Here is a 16,232-nt window from a genome sequence, read left to right as displayed (position 1 = left end):
GTGACCAACCGTTCGGGCGGCCGCATCTGTCCGATGCGGCCGCCCGTGTTCGGCTGTGCGGAGGGTCACCTCCGGCAGGCGCGTCGCGCGCCGCCCGGACGGTCACGCTGCGCGTCTGCGGTCACGCGCCCCTGAGGGTCGCGCCGAAGCGGTCGGCAGCCACGGCGACGGCGGCGTCGCGGGCGGCGAGTGCCTCCTCGCCGGTGAGCGTGCGGTCCGGGGCGCGGAACGTCAGCTTGTACGCCAGGGACTTGCGTCCCTCGCCGAGCTGCTCGCTCTCGTACACGTCGAACAGCCGCACCGACTCGAGCAGCGCACCCGCTCCGTCGGTGAGCGCGGCCTCCACGTCGCCGGTCGGGGTCGCGGCGTCCACGACGAGCGCCACGTCGAGCAGCGCCGTCGGGAAGCCCGACAGCCGCGGCGCGGTGGCCACGTCCGGCAGCGGCAGCGCGTCGAGGTCGAGCTCCATCGCCACGGTGCGGCGGGGCAGGTCGAGGTCGGCGCAGACCGCCGGGTGCAGCTCGCCGGCGTGCCCGACGACGGTGTCGCCGACGAGCAGTGCCGCGCAGCGGCCCGGGTGCCACGGCGCGACCGCGTCGGCTCCTCCCGGGACAGCCACAGCGGCCTTGACGGTGAGTGTGACCCCGGCCGCCTCGGCGGTGATCCGGGCGGCCTCGACGGCGTCGGCCCAGTCGGCGGGGCGGCCCGCGCCCCACCAGCCCGCCGGGTCGGCGTCGCCGGCGATGACGGCGGCGACGTGCCACGGCTGGTGCGGCAGCAGCGCCTCCGCGGCCCGCAGCTCCTCGGCCGGCGGCGGCCCGTCGACGCCCGCGGCCGGCGCGACCTGGACGGGTCCGCCGGGCAGGAAGACGGTGCCGAGCTCGAACAGCGCGACGTCCCGCAGGCCGCGGCCGAGGTTGCGGCGCAGCGCGCCCAGCAGCGGCGGCAGCAGCGTCGTGCGCATCCCCGGCTCCTCCTCGGAGAGCGGGTTGCGCAGCAGCACCATGTCGCGGCGGGGGTCGCCGGCCGGGATCCGCAGCGCGTCGAGGGTTGCCTCGCCGACGAACGGGTAGCACAGCGACTCGACGAACCCGGCGTCGGCGAGGGCGCGGCCGACGGTGCGGCGGCGGCGCTGCGTGACGGACAGGCCCGCGCCGGGCGGCGCGATCGGCAGGACGCTGGGGATCCGGTCGTACCCGTCGAGGCGCAGCACCTCCTCGACCAGGTCGGCCGGGTCGACGAGGTCGAGCCGCCAGCTCGGCGGGGTCACGACCGCGCGCCCGTCCGCGACCTCGACCGAGGCGCCGATCATCGTCAGCACCTCGACGACCCGCTCGGACGTGTAGTCGATGCCGGCGAGCTCCGACGGCCGGGTGAGGGCCATCGTGACCGGCGCCGGCGGCGTGACCGCGTAGACGTCGGTGACCCGCTGGTCGACGGTGCCGCCGCCGTGCTCGGCGAGCAGCGCCGCGGCCCGCGCGCACGCGGCGGCGGTGATCTGCGGGTCGACGCCCCGCTCGTAGCGCTTGCCGGCCTCGCTGGGCAGCTTGTGCCGGCGGATCGTGCGGGCGACCGACAGCGGGTCCCAGTGCGCGGCCTCGAGGAGCACGTCGACGGTCGTCGCCGACACCTCGGTGGTGCTGCCGCCCATGACGGCGGCGAGCGACACGACACCGGAGTCGTCGGCGATGACGATGTCCTGCGGGTCGAGGGTCCGCTTGACGCCGTCGAGCGTCGTCAGCGTCTCCCCCGCGGCGGCGCGCCGCACGACGAGGGGGCCGGTGAGCCGCTCCAGGTCCCACGCGTGCATCGGCTGGCCGGTCTCGAGCATCAGGTAGTTGGTGATGTCGACGGGCAGCGAGATGGACCGGACGCCGGCGACGGCGAGGCGGGACTTCATCCACTGCGGGGTCGGCGCGGCCGGGTCGACCCCGCGGACCGCGACGGCGGTGAACCGGTCGCAGGCGACGCTGTCACGCACGTCGATGCGGTACGCGTCGGTGCCGTCACCCTCGATCGGCACGACCGCCGCGACCGGGTCGCGGTACGCGCCGCCGAGCGAGTGCGACAGCTCCCGGGCGAGGCCGCGCACGGAGAAGCAGTAGCCGCGGTCCGGGGTGACGTTGACCTCGACGACGATGTCGTCCAGGCCCACGACCGGCCGCGCCTCGGCACCGGGTGACGCGGTCCCGGCGGGCAGCACGATGATGCCCTCGTGCTCGTCGGAGACGCCGAGCTCGCGGGCGGAGCAGATCATGCCGTTGGAGATGTGTCCGTACGTCTTGCGGGCGGCGATCGCGAACCCGCCGGGCAGGACCGCCCCGGGCAGCGCGACGACGACGAGGTCGCCCTCGGCGAAGTTGCGGGCGCCGCAGATGATGCCCTGCGGCTCGGGGTTGCCGACGTCGACGAGGCAGTACCGGATGGGCTTCTTCAGCCCTTGCAGCTCCTCGATCGACTCGACCCGGCCGACGACGAGGGGACCCTCGACGGAGGCGCCGGCGTCGGTCATCTCCTCGACCTCGAGGCCGACCTTGACGAGGGCCTTCTCCAGGCCGTCGGCGGTCAGGTCCGCCGGCAGGTCGACGTGCTCACGCAGCCATGACAGGGGTACGCGCATCTCAGGCCTCCCATCCGAACGCCCGCGCGTAGCGCACGTCGCCCTCAACCATGTCCCGCATGTCGGCGGCCGCGTTGCGGAACATCAGCGCCCGCTCGATGCCCATGCCGAACGCGAACCCAGAGTACTCGTCGGGGTCGATGCCGCAGGCGCGCAGCACCCGCGGGTTGACCATGCCGCAGCCGCCCCACTCGACCCAGCGGGCGCCGTCGCGGTGGTGCGGGAACCACATGTCGATCTCGGCGCCGGGCTCGACGAACGGGAAGTAGGACGGCCGCAGGCGGGTCTCGGTGCCCGGGCCGAACAGTCCCTTGACGAAGTGGTCGAGGGTGCCCTTCAGGTGCGCCATCGTGATGCCCTTGTCGATCACGAGGCCCTCGACCTGGTGGAACACGGGCGTGTGGGTCGCGTCGAGCTCGTCGGTGCGGTACACGCGACCCGGGCAGACGATGTAGATCGGCGGCTTGCTGGTCGTCATCGTCCGCGCCTGCACGGGTGACGTGTGCGTGCGCAGCACGATCCGCGAGTCGACGTCCTTGGCGACGTCATGGGCCAGGTCATTGGCATGGTCCGGGCCCGCGCCGCTGGCGGCGACGAAGAACGTGTCCATCATCGAGCGCGCCGGGTGGTCCGGGTGCATGTTGAGGGCGTCGAAGTTGTACCACTCCCACTCGGCCTCGGGGCCTTCGGCGATCTCGTAGCCCATGCCGACGAACAGGTCGCCGACCCGCTCCATGATCTTGGTCAGCGGGTGCTGGGCGCCGCGGGGGCGGCGGCCGGTCGGGAGGGTGACGTCGACCGTCTCCTCCACCAGGACGCGCTCCTCGCGCTCCGCGGTCAGGGCGGCGAGCCGGGCGTCGAACGCCCCCTGCACCGCGACGCGGGCCTCGTTGACGCGCTTGCCCGCGTCGGCCTTCGCCGCCGGTGGCAGCGAGCCGATCTCGCGGCGGGCGAGGGAGATCGGGGCGCGGTCGCCGAGGTGCTGCGACTTCAGCGCGGCGAGGGCGTCGAGGTCGCTCGCGCCGGCGAATGCCTTGTCAGCGCTTGCCACGGCGTCGTCCAGGGCGTCCTGGGCGAGCAGCATCGCCTGCTTCGGGTCATACGGATCATTGCGGTACGTCATCGGACTCTTCCCACGGGAGGTTGGCCCCATTACAGGCCCCGGACAGTGTAGAGAAGGGCGCCCGCCGGCCGTGGGAAGGTGTCAGGAGGTGCGACGTCCTGTCCGCCCACCGTCACCGGCGGGCCAGATAAACAGGCGCGTGCTCACATCGACTCCTTTGACACGTTCAGTGCTTTCGCCGAAGCGTACAGGCACACCGCGGCGGCCGCAGCCAGGTTCAGGCTCTCGGCGCCGCCGAGGATGGGCACCCTGACGCGCGCGTCGGCGGCGTGTTTGAGCTCCTCGCGGAGCCCGTGCGCCTCGGATCCGAACAGCCACGCGGTGGGCCGATCCAGGTCGGACAGCTCGAACAGGTCCGATTCGCCGTAGCCGTCGGCGGCGAGGACCCGCAGGCCGGCGTCGCGCAGCGCGGTGATCGTGGCGGCCGCGTCACGGGCCCGGACCACGTCGACGTGAAACAGGCTACCCGCGGAGGAGCGCACCGCCTTGCCGTTGTACGGGTCGACGCTGTCGCCCGCGAACACGACCGCGGTCGCGCCGGCGGCGTCGGCGGTGCGCAGGACGGTGCCGGCGTTGCCGGGGTCGCGGATGTCGGCGCAGACGGCGACCAGCCGGGGCTTCTTGCGCAGCGCGTCCGCGAGGGGGACGTCACGCTGGGTGCAGACGGCGACCAGGCCCTGCGGCTGGACGGTCTCGGTGAGCGCGGCGAGGGCGTCGTCGTCGACGACGCTGACCCGGGCCCCGTCCAGGAGGGCGGCGTGGCGGGTGAGGGCGTCGGCGGTGCAGTACACCTCGACGGCGACGCCGCAGCGGAGGGCCTCGCGGACCGCCTGGGGGCCCTCGGCGAGGAAGCGGCCGGTCTCGTCCCGGTCGCGGCGGCGCTGCAGCCGCCGGGCAGCGACAACCCGGGGGGTCCGTGTGGTGAAGACCGCCCCGGGTTGCCCAGTTCGCACTGCGTCAGGCTGCGGCAACGGCCGTCTTCGCCACCGCGACCAGGCCGCTGAACGCCTTCGCGTCGTTGACGGCCAGCTCGGCGAGGATCTTGCGGTCGACCTCGACGCCCGCCAGGCGCAGACCCTGGATCAGGCGGTTGTAGGTGAGGCCGTTCGCGCGGGCGGCGGCGTTGATACGGGTGATCCAGAGCTGGCGGAAGTCACCCTTGCGGTCGCGCCGGTCCCGGTAGGCGTACTGCATCGAGTGCAGCATCTGCTCCTTGGCCTTGCGGTACAGCCGCGAGCGCTGCCCGCGGTAGCCGCTGGCGGTCTCCAGGACGGTACGGCGCTTCTTCTGGGCATTCACTGCCCGCTTCACGCGTGCCACGGTTCGTTACTCCTCATGCGAGACCGGCCCTGAGTCATGCGGGCCGGTCGGAAAAGTCAGGAAAGGGGGGAGCTGCGGTACGCGTGACTAGAGGCCGAGCATCTTCTTGACGCGCGTGGTCTCGGTCTTGGCGAGCTCGACGGTGCCGCTGAGCCGGCGGGTCCGCTTGCTGGGCTTGACCTCGAGCAGGTGGCGCTTGCCGGCCGGCTCGGCGAGGAACTTGCCGCGACCGGTGATCTTGACGCGCTTCTTCATCCCGGAGTGCGGTTTGAACTTCGGCATGGCTGATGTTGCCCCTTCATGTGCGGCACGCCAGAGCCGGCACCCTCCCCGTCGGAACGGGAGGGTGCCGTGGCGCACCGGCGCACAGGCCAGGACGACCGCTGTGCGGGTCCCGCCCGCACGACGCGGTCGTTGTGGTGTGGTGCAGTGGTGCCGGGTGGTGCTTTATCCAGCGCTGGTCACTGGTCGGCGGTGACGACCTCGGGCAGGACGGCTGCTTCGCCCTCCGGCACGGCGGTGTCCCCTCCGGTGTCCACTGAGGAATCCTCAGAGCGACCCTCACGGGAAGCGGTCGCCGCGGCCTTCACGTTGCGGTGAGGCGCGAGGACCATGATCATGTTGCGGCCGTCCTGCTTCGCGGACGCCTCGACGAAGCCCAGCTCCGAGATCTCCTCCGAGAGCTTGCGCAGCAGCCGGAACCCCAGCTCCGGGCGGCTCTGCTCGCGGCCTCGGAACATGATCGTTACCTTGACCTTGTCGCCCTGCTTCAGGAACCGCATGACGTGACCCTTTTTGGTCTCGTAGTCGTGCGGGTCGATCTTCGGGCGGAGCTTCATCTCCTTGATGACGGTCTGCTGCTGGTTACGCCGGGCTTCCCGGGCCTTGAGCGCGCTCTCGTACTTGAACTTGCCGAAGTCCATGAGCTTGCAGACGGGCGGGCGTGCCATGGGCGCAACTTCGACCAGGTCCAGGTCCACGTCGGCGGCCAGCTGGAGTGCGCGCTCGAGCGGGACGATGCCCACCTGCTCACCCTCCGGGCCGACCAGCCGGACCTCACGTGCCCGGATCTGCTCGTTGACGCGTGGCTCGACGCTGATGTGGCCTCCTCGATCGGTGCTGTCTGGTGTGCCGACCGAAGCGGAAAAGCCCCCGGATGCGCAGCGCGCATGCGAGGGCCCACTCGACCACACCACCTCACACCGAGGCCATGCGATCAGACCGGGACCCGGCTGCCCAGAGCTGCACGGGTGGGAGTTTTACCTCCGCTTCGAACACGCCTCGCTCCATTACAGGACGCGGCGTGCGGTCGACTCCAGTTACTCTACCACGCTGCTCGTCAGCGACGCCGCGTGCAGGGCCCGCAGCCCGCGGGCCGCCTTGACCGCGTGGTCCTTGTCCGCGATCTGCACCGCCATCACCGAGACCCGCTCGTCGTCGTGCAGATCCAGGGTGAGCCACGGGGCGCCACGGCCGAACGTGACGGCGCGCACCACGTCCCACGGCAGGTCGTAGGAGCCGATGATGTTCTGCACCCGGACCCCGGTCTCGTCGGCCTCGACCTTGGGCCTGGCCATCAGCAGGATGGCGAGCGCGGCGCAGATCCCCAGGCCGATCATGGCGGCCTGGTCACCGCGCTGGAAATAGCCGGGGCCGTCGCCGGTCTTGCCGTGCAGCCCCAGCGCGATGAGCGTGAAGACCACCACGACCACGGCGGCGAGGACGAAGGCGAGGATCCTGGCGCGCCGCGGACGGGCGAGAACGGTGCTGCTCACACCGATGAGACTACAACCGGCACGCGTGGATGCCGGTCACCAGGATGGCCCGGGCGCCCACCTCGTACAGCTCGTCCATGATCCGGTGCACCTCGTCGCGCTGGACCATCGCCTGCACGGCGACCCAGCCCTCGCGGTGCAGCGGCGACACCGTCGGCGACTCGATGCCGGGGGTCAGCGCCACGGCCGCGTCGAGCGCGTCGGCGCGCACGTCGTAGGCGAGCATCACGTACCGGCGGGCCACCAGGACGCCCTGGAGGCGGCGCAGCAGCTGCTTCGCCGCGGGAGCCAGCTCACCGGTCCCGCTGCGGCGCACCAGCACCGACGACGACTTGAGGATCGGCTCGCCGAAGGTCTCCAGGCCGGCCTGGCGCAGGGTCGCCCCGGTCTCGACGACGTCGGCGATCACGTCGGCGACGCCGAGGCGGATCGCGTTCTCCACGGCACCGTCGAGCCGGATGACCTCGGCGGTCACGCCGTGCTCGGCGAAGTAGCGCTCCATCACGCCCGGGTAGGCGGTCGCGACCCGCAGCCCGGCCAGGTCGGCGGGCTTGTCGCCGTCGATCGAGCCGGCCACCCCGGCGAAGCGGAACGTGGCCCGCCCGAAGCCCAGGTCGAGCAGCTCCTCGGCGCCGCTGTCGGCGTCGATCAGCAGGTCGCGGCCGGTGATGCCGAGGTCCAGGTCGCCGGAGCCGACGTAGGTGGCGATGTCACGGGGGCGCAGGTAGAAGAACTCGACGTCGTTGGCCTCGTCACGGCACAGCAGGTCCTTGGGGTCGGAGCGCTGGCGGTAGCCGGCCTCCTGGAGCATCTGGGCGGCGGGACCGGACAGGGTGCCCTTGTTGGGCACGGCGATACGCAGCATCGGTGGGCCTTTCGAAGACAGGAGGGACGGGATCGCGGCTACCGGCCTACAGATGTCGGTAGACGTCCTCCAGCGACAGCCCTGTCGCCAGCATCAGGCACTGCACCTGGTACAGCAGCTGTGAGAGCTCCTCGGCGGTGCGCTCGCGACCCTCGTGCTCCGCGGCCATCCAGCTCTCGGCGGCCTCCTCGACGACCTTCTTGCCGATGAAATGGACGCCCTTCTCCAGCGCGGCGACCGTGCCGGAGCCCGGGGTGCCCGCGGCGGCCTTGGCGGTCAGCTCGGCGAACAACTCGTCAAAGGTCTTCACGGGCACGAATTCTCGCAGGCCCGGCCGCGAAAGGGGAATCACGATCACGACAGGCGTGTCCTGCCTCACGCCGCGCGGTCGGCCGGTTCACCCCACCGTGAACTCGTGGTCGTCCACTCCCTGGACGCTGCCGTCCGCCATGGAGACGTAGTACGCCTCGATCGTGTACCGGCCGGTCGCGAGCGTCAGCGGCACCCTCGCCTCCCCGACCGCGGGCGCGCCCGCCGTCAGCTGCACGGGCTGGTCCACGACGACCTGCTCGACCCCGCCCGCTCCCCCACGGATCCGCAGGTGCACGGCGCCCTCCGGCACGATCCCCGCCAGGTGCACGGTGAACGACTTGCCGACCACCTGGCCCTGCTGCGGGTCGATCACCCACACCGGCGCGTAGATCTCCGACGGCGGCAGCTGCTTCACCGGCCGGCTGGTGTCGACCGCGCCCCACAGCTTCGCCACGGCCGAGCCGTCCACCGTGATCCGCACCCCGTCGATCCGCTTCACCGACGTGTACGACGCCGCCGCGGCGACCGTCGACACCAGCTGCTGCACCGCGAGCGCGGGCGTGCCGGACCGCGGCCCCGCACCCACGTCGGACAGGTCGACGACCACGACCTTGCCGTCGAAGGCGACCCCGCGCACCGTCACCGAGTCCGGCCACAGCGACAGGTAGTCGGGGTCCGCGGCGGTGCCGGCGCGCAACGCCTCACCGACGGCCGCCGCCACCCGGTGCGCGTCGTCGTCGGCCGGGAGCGGCAGCTCGTGGAACTCCCGCACCAGCCGGTCGTTGCGGGCGTAGTACACCGGCAGCAGCACCGTCACGGGCTGCGCGGTGGGCGACGGCGGCTGCACCGGGACCGTCGGCGCGGGCAGGGCCGGCAGCCGGTCCTGCGTCCCGTCCGGCCCCGGCACCCGTTCGGGGACGGACACCACCACCGCGAGGGCGATGACGGCGGCGACCGCGGCGGCCGCGGCGAGGACCACCCAGCCGCCCCGGCGCCGCTGCTCGATCCGGCCGCGGATGCGCGGCAGCGCGTCCGGCGCCACCTCGACGGTGTCGACCTGCGCCTGCAGCGCCGCCCGCAGCCGGTCCTCCGGCGACATCTTCATGGTGCCTGCTCCAGACCGAGCCGCAGGGCGGCCATGCCCCGGGCGGCATGGCTCTTCACCGACCCCTTGCTGACCCCCATCGCGTCGGCGATCTCGGCCTCCGACAGCTCGGCGTAGTACCGCAGCACGATCGCCTCCCGCTGGCGCGCCGGCAGGCGACGGACCGCCTCCAGGACCTCCCGGTGCCGCAGCAACGCCAGCGCCCCCGTCTCCGCGCTCGCCACCGTCTGCTCGTCGACCTGCCGCCGCGCCGCCACGTACCGGTCGGCGACCCCCCGGTGCCGCAACGCCGACCGCGCCCCGTTGACGACGCTCGTGCGCAGGTAGCCGAGCGCCTTGTCCGCGTCCCGCAGCCGCCACCAGCGCCGGTGCAGCCCCACGTACGCGTCCTGCACCACGTCCTCGGCGGCCTGCTCGTCGTGCAACAGCAGCACCGCCAGCCGCACGAGCCCGCGGTAGTGCGCCGAGAACAGCGCGGTGACCGCCTCGTCGGCGCTCCACTCGCGCGCGGCGTCCTGGGCGGGCTCTGCTAGCACCGCCCTACCGTCCCATGGCGTGGTCCCCACGTCGGCCGTCACGCACCTACGACGCGCGAGCGGGTTTCCAGGTTTACCGCGATCACCCGAAAGGCGAACTCCGCCCACCCTGGATAGGCTGTTCTGCGTGGAAACCGTGCCGAAGTACACCGACGAAGAGTGGGGGCTCCTCGTGGGCCTGCCCCAGTCCGTGCTGATCGCCGCGTCCCAGGCCGAGCAGGACGGCGCCCGCCGCACCCGCGAGGAGTGGACGGCGGGCATGACGGCCATCGCCGACGGCCGCGACTCCGCCAGCGACCTGGTCCGCACGGTCGCCGCCGACGTCGTCGCCCGCCAGGGCGACATCGACGAGGACGCCGTGGGCGGCTTCGCGGGTGGCGTCGAGCCCCCGATCATCGAGTTCCCCGACCGCGCCGCGGGCATCGCCGACGTCATCGAGCGCGCCAAGGCCGCCCACGTGCTGCTGGCCGCGAAGGCCACCGACGCCGACGCCGAGTCCTACCGCTACTGGCTCATCACGCTCGCCGACCAGGTCGTCAGCGCCGCCAAGTCCGGCGACGTCCTGGGCTTCGGCGGCGAGCTCATCACCCCCGCCGAACGCAACTTCCGCGACACCCTGGCCGCCGTCCTCGAAGTCTGACACCCGCTTTCGGCTCCGCCGTAGCTCTGTTTCCCGCTTTCGGCTCCGCCGTAGCTCGCCTCCCCACCGCTGCCGCGGCGGGGCCCGCCGGGGGATTCTCACCCCGGACCCCCAATGCTCGCTGCGCTCGCACAGCCAGCGCTCCGCGCGGCCGGATCGCGCATCCGCGCCCATCCCGTGCCCGCCCTCCGTCGTGGCTGGGCGGGGGGCTTCTCATGATCCGGAAGAGTTTGTGTCGCTATAGCAGCACAAAGTCTTCCGGATCACGGAAAACGGGGTCAGAGGCCGCCCGCCGCGCGAGCCGGCATCAGGCCACCCATGAACCGAACCATTCTGGTAGCCAGAGCCACCGAAACCATTCGCGATCACTCCGCCGTGGCCGTCTCTCATGATCCGGAAGAGTTTGTGTCGCTATGGCAGCACAAAGTCTTCCGGATCACGGAAAACGGGGTCAGAGGCGGCCTGCAGCGCGAGCCGGCGTCAGGACTTGGCTACCTGGCGGAGGGCGTGGGCGGCGTCCAGGGCGGCCAAGGTCGCCGAGTAGCCCTTGTCCTCCGGGGAGCCCGGCAGGCCGGCCCGGGCGCGGGCCTGGTCCAGGTTGTCGACCGTCAGCACGCCGTGGGCGACCGGGGTCGACTCGTCCAGGGCGACCCGGGTCAGCCCGTCCGTGACGGACTGGCAGACGTACTCGAAGTGGGCCGTGTCGCCGCGGACCACCACGCCCAGGGCGACCACCGCGTCGAAGCGGTGCGCCAGGGCCTGGGCCAGGACCGGCAGCTCGACGGCGCCGTCGACGCGGGCGACGGTGATGTGGTCGACGTTCGACGCCTCGCCGGCCTCGATGGCCCGGTTGAGCATGTGGTCGACCAGCTCGGCGTGCCACCGGGTGGCGACGATGCCGAGGGTCAGTCCGGTGCCGTCAACCCGCTGCAGCACCGGTGCGCCAATTCCAGCCATCACGCAAGTCCTTCCGCGACCTCGTCGAGCTCGTCCAGCAGATGCCCCATGCGGTCCCGCTTCGTGCGCAGGTACCGCACGTTCTCCGGGTGCGGCCGGGTCGGCAGGGGCGTGCGACCCAGCACGGACAGACCGTACCCTTCCAGACCCGCCCGCTTTGCCGGGTTGTTCGTCAACAGGCGCATCGTCTTGATGCCGAGGTCGACGAGGATCTGTGCGCCGGTGCCGTAGTCGCGGGCGTCGGCCGGCAGGCCGAGGTCCAGGTTGGCGTCGACGGTGTCCCGGCCGAGGTCCTGCAGCTGGTACGCCTGCAGCTTGTGGATCAGGCCGATGCCGCGCCCCTCGTGGCCGCGCATGTAGAGGACCACGCCGCGGCCCTCGGCGGCGACCAGCTTCATGGACGCGTGCAGCTGGGGGCCGCAGTCGCAGCGCACCGACGCGAACACGTCGCCGGTGAGGCACTCGGAGTGCACGCGGACGAGCACGTCCTCGCCGTCGCCGAGGTCGCCGTAGACGAGGGCGATGTGCTCGCCGTCGTCGAACTCGGTGGTGTACCCGACGGCCCGGAACACGCCGTGCTCGGTCGGCAGCCGGGTCTCGGCGACCCGCTCGATCTGCTTCTCGGTGTGCCGGCGGTACGCGATGAGGTCGGCGATGCTGACCAGCGCCAGGTCGTGCTGCTTGGCGAAGGCCTGCAGGTCGGGCAGGCGCATCATGGTGCCGTCGTCGTTGACCATCTCGCACAGCACGCCCGCGGGGCGCAGGCCGGCCATGGCGGCGAGGTCGACGGCCGCCTCGGTGTGCCCGGCGCGGCGCAGGACCCCGCCCTCCTTGGCCCGCAGCGGCACGATGTGCCCGGGGCGCGTGAGGTCGGTCGGCTTGGTGTCCTCGGACGCGAGGAGCCTGATCGTGCGGGCGCGGTCGGCGGCGGAGATGCCGGTCGTCCCGCCGAACCTGGCGTCGACGGTCACGGTGTACGCCGTGCCGCGGCGGTCCTGGTTCGTGCGGTACATCGGCGGCAGATCGAGCCGGTCGGCCTCGGCCTCCATGATCGGCACGCAGATGTAGCCCGACGTGTAGCGGACCATGAACGCGACCAGCTCCGGAGTGGCGAACTCCGCGGCGAAGATCAGGTCGCCCTCGTTCTCGCGGTCCTCGTCGTCCACGACGATGACGGCCTTGCCGGCGGCGATGTCCTTGACCGCCCGCTCGATCGGGTCCAGGCCCGTGACCGGCGATCCCATCACTTGCCACCCTTCGCCAGCAGCTTCTCGACGTACTTGGCCATGATGTCGACCTCCAGGTTGACCTTCTCGCCGACGCTCTTGGCACCGAGCGTCGTGAGCTTGAGCGTGGTCGGGATGAGCCCGACGGAGAACGTGTCGTCGGTGACCGCCATGACGGTCAGCGAGATGCCGTCGACGGTGATGGAGCCTTTCTCCACGACGTACCGGCTGAGCTGCGGCGGAAGGGAGAACGTGACGGTCTCCCACTGGTCGCCGGCCTCCCGCGACAGGACCGCGCCGACGCCGTCCACGTGCCCCTGCACGATGTGACCGCCGAGGCGGGTGGCCATGGTCGCGGCGCGCTCCAGGTTGACCGGGGAGCCTGCGGTGAGCGTGCCCAGCGTGGACCGGTCCAGCGACTCGCCCATCACGTCGGCGGTGAAGACGCCGCCGTCGTTGTCGACCACGGTGAGACAGACGCCGTTGACGCTGATGGAGTCGCCGTGGGCCGCGTCGGAGGTGACGGTCGCGCCGCGGATCGACAGCCGCGCCGAGTCGCCGAGCGGGTCGATCGCGACGACCGTGCCGAGCTCTTCGATGATGCCGGTGAACACTGGGTCACGCACCTTTCACTGTTGCCGTCAGGCGCACGTCAGGCCCGATCACGGCAAGGTCGACAACGTCGAGCGTCAATGCCTCGGCGATGGTGGAGATTCCCGCGGCGCCCAGGGCGGCCGGGCCGGCGCCGAGCAGCTTCGGGGCGAGGTAGGCGACGACCCGGTCGACCAGACCGTCGGCGAGGAACGCGCCCGCCAGGGTCGGGCCGCCTTCCAGCAGCGCCGTGCGGACGCCCTGGTCGTACAGGTGCCGCAGCATGCCGTGCAGGTCGACCCTTCCGCCCTCAGGTGCGGCGGCCACGAACGTCGGCGCCGAGCCGTCCAGGATCTTCGCGGCGGGAGGTGTACGACTACCGCCTTCCACCACGACCCGCAGCGGCTGGCGGGCGGCGGGCCCCTCGGGCGTGCGCACGGTGAGCTGCGGGTCGTCGGCGAGGACGGTGCCGATGCCGGCGATGATCGCGTCGACGCCGGCCCGGATGCGGTGCACGTCGGCCCGGGCCTCCGGCGAGGTGATCCACTTGCTGGTGCCGTCGGCGGCGGCGGAGCGCCCGTCGAGCGTGGCGGCGAACTTCCAGATCACGTACGGCGTGCCCCGCCCGACCGCGGTCAGCCACCCTCGCATGGCGTCGTGGGCCTCTTCACTTTCGACGCCTTCGTCGACGTGTATTCCGGCCTGTCGCAGGGTCTGCGCGCCACCTGCGGCGACCGGGTTCGGGTCGCGGACGGCGACGACGACGCGGGCGACCCCGGCCGCGATCAGGGCCTGCGTGCAGGGGCCGGTGCGGCCGGTGTGGTCGCACGGTTCGAGGGTGACGTAAGCGGTGGCCCCTCGGGCCAGCTCGCCGGCCTCCGCAAGGGCGCTGACCTCGGCGTGCGGCCCTCCGGCGGGTGCCGTGCGGCCCTCGCCGACGACGTCGCCGCCGGGGCCGACGAGGACGCAGCCGACGTTGGGGTTGGGGCTGGTCTCGCCGAGGCTGCGCAGGGACAGCTCGACGGCACGCCGCATGTGGCTGGCATCTGCGTCTGCGTCCATTGGCCCTCTCCGCGCGGTGTGGTCACGCGTCGGGAGGCTGATGGGGACGGCTGCGGGCGGGGTGCGGGGATGCGCAGATGCGCAGGCCAGCCCCCAGGCGCCCGTCGAAACGGACACCGGATCCCGCGCGCTGAACTCCCATCCGGACTTTGACCGTCGGCTCTGGACTCACACCAGATCCACCGGCCGATGGCTTCGACCGGGTCGCGGGCTCGCGGTCTACGACCGCTTACCGCCGGTTCGGAATTTCACCGAGCCCCGCCAGCGCGTGGTGGGTACGTAACCTGAGTCTTGCACATTTCCGCGGCGACCGACCCGGTCCTTACCCAGGGACATACATCACAGGTGCAGCGCACTGCGGCGGTCGACAGCGACGTAGTTGCCGTTGTGCTTCTTCGCCACGGACTTCATGTCGGTGGCGATCGCGATGACCTCGCGCGGGTCGGTGAGCTGCCCGCCGGCGGCCACCTGTCCGATCGCCACCCCGATCGACAGGGTGACCAGGTTGGCCTGCTGGACCTCGCCGTTGCGCTGCACGACCTCGACGAAGCCGCGCTCCGCGTCGGACGGGTCGTAGAGCGCGTCCGACGCCGCCTGGAACTCCAGGATCGCCTTCGTCGTCAGCGGCTTGAGCTGGTCGGGGCTGCACACGACGAGGAAGTCGTCGCCGCCGATGTGGCCGAGGAACGCCGGCGGCAGCCCGACCTCGACCACGGCGCGGTGCAGCGCCCGGGCGAGCGAGGTGATGAACTCGTCGCCGCGGGCGAACCCGTACACGTCGTTGACGGCCTTGAACCGGTCGATGTCGACGTGCGAGACGGCGAAGTCGGCGCCGGCCCGCGCCCGGTCGGTGATCTCGCGCAGGATGCGGCTGTTGCCGGGCAGCCCGGTCAGCGGCGACACCTCACGGTTCTCCTGGTTGCGGCGCAGCGTGGAGCGCACCCGCGCGACCAGCTCCAGGGTGTCGAACGGCTTCACCAGGTAGTCGTCGGCGCCCGCCTGCAGCCCGATGACCTTGTCCGCGGTCTGCCCGCGCGCGGTCAGCAGGATCACCGGGATCGGCGCCGTCATCGGGTCGGCGCGCAGCCGCCGGGTCAGCTCCAGGCCGTCCAGCTGCGGCATCATCCAGTCGACGACCGCGAGGGCCGGCATGTGCTCCTCGACGAGCTGCAGCGCCGTGGCGCCGTCGTGGGCGAGCAGCACCCGGTAGCCCTCGAGCTTCAGGTTGACCTCGATGAACCGGGCGATGTCGACGTCGTCGTCGACGACGAGGATGGTGTCGGGCTCGCCCATGCGCTGTCCTCTTCGGTTGTCTCTCGGGCTTCCTCGTTGGTGCCGTGTTCGGTGCCGTGCTTAGTGCCGCGCTTGTTTGGTGCCGTGCTCAGCGCCGCGTTCGTTTGGTGCCGTCAGCCGTTCGCCAGGGCGCGGAGCCTGCGCACCGCGGCGGCCGGGTCCTCTGCGCCGAAGACCGCGGTGCCCGCCACGAACGTGTCGGCACCCGCCTCCGCGCAGGCCGCGATCGTATCGTCGGCCACTCCACCGTCAACTTCAATGCGCAGCTCGAGATGGCCCGCGTCGACGTGCCGGCGCGCGGTCCTGACCTTGTCCAGCAGCTCCGGGATGAACGCCTGCCCGCCGAACCCCGCCTTGATCGTCATGATCAGCAGCAGGTCGAAGTGCGGCAGCAGCTCCAGATACCCCTCGACCGGCGTGTCCCGGTCGATCGCGAGCCCGGCCCGGCTGCCGGCCTTCCTCAGGTCCTTCGCGATCGCGACCGGGTCCGTGGCCGCCTCGGCATGGAACGTGACGTTGTACGCCCCCGCCTCCGCGTACTGCGTCGCCCACCGCGCCGGGTCCGCGATCATCAGGTGGCAGTCGAACGGCAGCGTGGTCGCCTTCCGCAGGCTCTGCACCACCGGCAGCCCGATCGTCAGGTTGGGCACGAAGTGGTAGTCCATGACATCCACGTGCAGCCAGTCGGCGCTGCCCTCCACCGCCCCGGCGGACTCGGCGAGCCGCGCGAAGTCCGCGGCGAGAATGGACGGTGCGATCACGGTGTTGCTCACATCAGCACTCTAGGCGACGGTACGCCTTCCGCCG

The 16,232-nt window shown here is 72.0% G+C and carries 18 protein-coding genes and 1 riboswitch; of the genes, 1 reads left to right on the top strand and 17 read right to left on the bottom strand.

Annotation, left to right across the window (positions count from 1 at the left end; genetic code table 11):
- Window positions 1-121: 121 nt before the first annotated feature.
- The 11 genes from pheT to ABZ321_RS51580 all read right to left on the bottom strand — a co-directional run bounded on the left by pheT (window position 122) and on the right by ABZ321_RS51580 (window position 9,656).
- Entirely contained in the window at window positions 122-2,620 is a 2,499-nt protein-coding gene (gene pheT, locus ABZ321_RS51630) for a phenylalanine--tRNA ligase subunit beta (RefSeq protein ID WP_354903775.1), read from the bottom strand.
- Between the two features lies 1 nt (window position 2,621).
- Window positions 2,622-3,743 (bottom strand): phenylalanine--tRNA ligase subunit alpha, encoded by a 1,122-nt coding sequence (pheS, locus tag ABZ321_RS51625; RefSeq protein WP_354903774.1) that lies wholly within the window; start codon window positions 3,741-3,743, stop codon window positions 2,622-2,624.
- A 143-nt stretch (window positions 3,744-3,886) separates the two neighbouring features.
- Complete coding sequence (locus ABZ321_RS51620; RefSeq protein WP_354903773.1) at window positions 3,887-4,696, bottom strand: RNA methyltransferase; 810 nt, start codon at window positions 4,694-4,696, stop codon at window positions 3,887-3,889.
- 4 nt (window positions 4,697-4,700) lie between these two features.
- Window positions 4,701-5,063, bottom strand: coding sequence for a 50S ribosomal protein L20 (rplT, locus tag ABZ321_RS51615; protein ID WP_344503591.1), 363 nt, complete (start codon window positions 5,061-5,063; stop codon window positions 4,701-4,703).
- 87 nt (window positions 5,064-5,150) lie between these two features.
- A complete protein-coding gene (gene rpmI / locus ABZ321_RS51610; protein ID WP_344503590.1) occupies window positions 5,151-5,345 on the bottom strand; it encodes a 50S ribosomal protein L35 in 195 nt (64 codons plus the stop codon).
- A gap of 179 nt (window positions 5,346-5,524) precedes the next feature.
- A complete protein-coding gene (gene infC / locus ABZ321_RS51605) occupies window positions 5,525-6,163 on the bottom strand; it encodes a translation initiation factor IF-3 (protein ID WP_354903788.1) in 639 nt (212 codons plus the stop codon).
- A 219-nt stretch (window positions 6,164-6,382) separates the two neighbouring features.
- On the bottom strand, window positions 6,383-6,838 hold the full coding sequence (locus ABZ321_RS51600) for a PH domain-containing protein (protein WP_344503589.1): 456 nt from the start codon (window positions 6,836-6,838) through the stop codon (window positions 6,383-6,385).
- 10 nt (window positions 6,839-6,848) lie between these two features.
- On the bottom strand, window positions 6,849-7,703 hold the full coding sequence (hisG, locus tag ABZ321_RS51595; protein ID WP_344503588.1) for an ATP phosphoribosyltransferase: 855 nt from the start codon (window positions 7,701-7,703) through the stop codon (window positions 6,849-6,851).
- 46 nt (window positions 7,704-7,749) lie between these two features.
- Complete coding sequence (locus tag ABZ321_RS51590; protein ID WP_239136318.1) at window positions 7,750-8,019, bottom strand: phosphoribosyl-ATP diphosphatase; 270 nt, start codon at window positions 8,017-8,019, stop codon at window positions 7,750-7,752.
- A gap of 81 nt (window positions 8,020-8,100) precedes the next feature.
- On the bottom strand, window positions 8,101-9,120 hold the full coding sequence (locus ABZ321_RS51585; protein ID WP_354903772.1) for a GerMN domain-containing protein: 1,020 nt from the start codon (window positions 9,118-9,120) through the stop codon (window positions 8,101-8,103).
- The gene (locus tag ABZ321_RS51580) at window positions 9,117-9,656 is read right to left on the bottom strand and encodes a SigE family RNA polymerase sigma factor (protein WP_354903770.1); all 540 of its coding nucleotides are present in this window, start codon (window positions 9,654-9,656) and stop codon (window positions 9,117-9,119) included. Before ABZ321_RS51580 ends, ABZ321_RS51585 begins: the two co-directional genes overlap by 4 nt.
- 127 nt (window positions 9,657-9,783) lie before the next feature.
- Between ABZ321_RS51580 and ABZ321_RS51575 the strand changes: the two genes are divergently transcribed.
- Complete coding sequence (locus ABZ321_RS51575; RefSeq protein ID WP_344503584.1) at window positions 9,784-10,296, top strand: hypothetical protein; 513 nt, start codon at window positions 9,784-9,786, stop codon at window positions 10,294-10,296.
- A gap of 480 nt (window positions 10,297-10,776) precedes the next feature.
- On the opposite strand, the gene ribH is transcribed toward ABZ321_RS51575, so the two are convergent.
- From ribH to rpe, 6 genes are all read right to left on the bottom strand, one after another.
- The gene (ribH, locus tag ABZ321_RS51570; protein WP_344503583.1) at window positions 10,777-11,253 is read right to left on the bottom strand and encodes a 6,7-dimethyl-8-ribityllumazine synthase; all 477 of its coding nucleotides are present in this window, start codon (window positions 11,251-11,253) and stop codon (window positions 10,777-10,779) included.
- The gene (locus ABZ321_RS51565) at window positions 11,253-12,497 is read right to left on the bottom strand and encodes a bifunctional 3,4-dihydroxy-2-butanone-4-phosphate synthase/GTP cyclohydrolase II (RefSeq protein ID WP_344503582.1); all 1,245 of its coding nucleotides are present in this window, start codon (window positions 12,495-12,497) and stop codon (window positions 11,253-11,255) included. Before ABZ321_RS51565 ends, ribH begins: the two co-directional genes overlap by 1 nt.
- The gene (locus tag ABZ321_RS51560) at window positions 12,497-13,093 is read right to left on the bottom strand and encodes a riboflavin synthase (protein ID WP_344503661.1); all 597 of its coding nucleotides are present in this window, start codon (window positions 13,091-13,093) and stop codon (window positions 12,497-12,499) included. The genes ABZ321_RS51565 and ABZ321_RS51560 overlap by 1 nt, the downstream gene beginning before the upstream one ends.
- Window positions 13,094-13,097: 4 nt before the next feature.
- A complete protein-coding gene (gene ribD / locus ABZ321_RS51555; protein ID WP_344503581.1) occupies window positions 13,098-14,132 on the bottom strand; it encodes a bifunctional diaminohydroxyphosphoribosylaminopyrimidine deaminase/5-amino-6-(5-phosphoribosylamino)uracil reductase RibD in 1,035 nt (344 codons plus the stop codon).
- Between the two features lie 125 nt (window positions 14,133-14,257).
- Window positions 14,258-14,402: riboswitch (FMN riboswitch) on the bottom strand.
- A gap of 69 nt (window positions 14,403-14,471) precedes the next feature.
- The gene (locus tag ABZ321_RS51550; RefSeq protein WP_354903768.1) at window positions 14,472-15,425 is read right to left on the bottom strand and encodes a response regulator; all 954 of its coding nucleotides are present in this window, start codon (window positions 15,423-15,425) and stop codon (window positions 14,472-14,474) included.
- A gap of 113 nt (window positions 15,426-15,538) precedes the next feature.
- The gene (gene rpe, locus ABZ321_RS51545) at window positions 15,539-16,198 is read right to left on the bottom strand and encodes a ribulose-phosphate 3-epimerase (protein ID WP_344503579.1); all 660 of its coding nucleotides are present in this window, start codon (window positions 16,196-16,198) and stop codon (window positions 15,539-15,541) included.
- Window positions 16,199-16,232 lie beyond the last annotated feature (34 nt).

Origin of the sequence: Dactylosporangium sp. NPDC006015 (assembly GCF_040614215.1) — a bacterium.
GTDB lineage: Bacteria > Actinomycetota > Actinomycetes > Mycobacteriales > Micromonosporaceae > Dactylosporangium > Dactylosporangium maewongense.
This window is presented reverse-complemented; position numbering and strand designations above follow the sequence as displayed.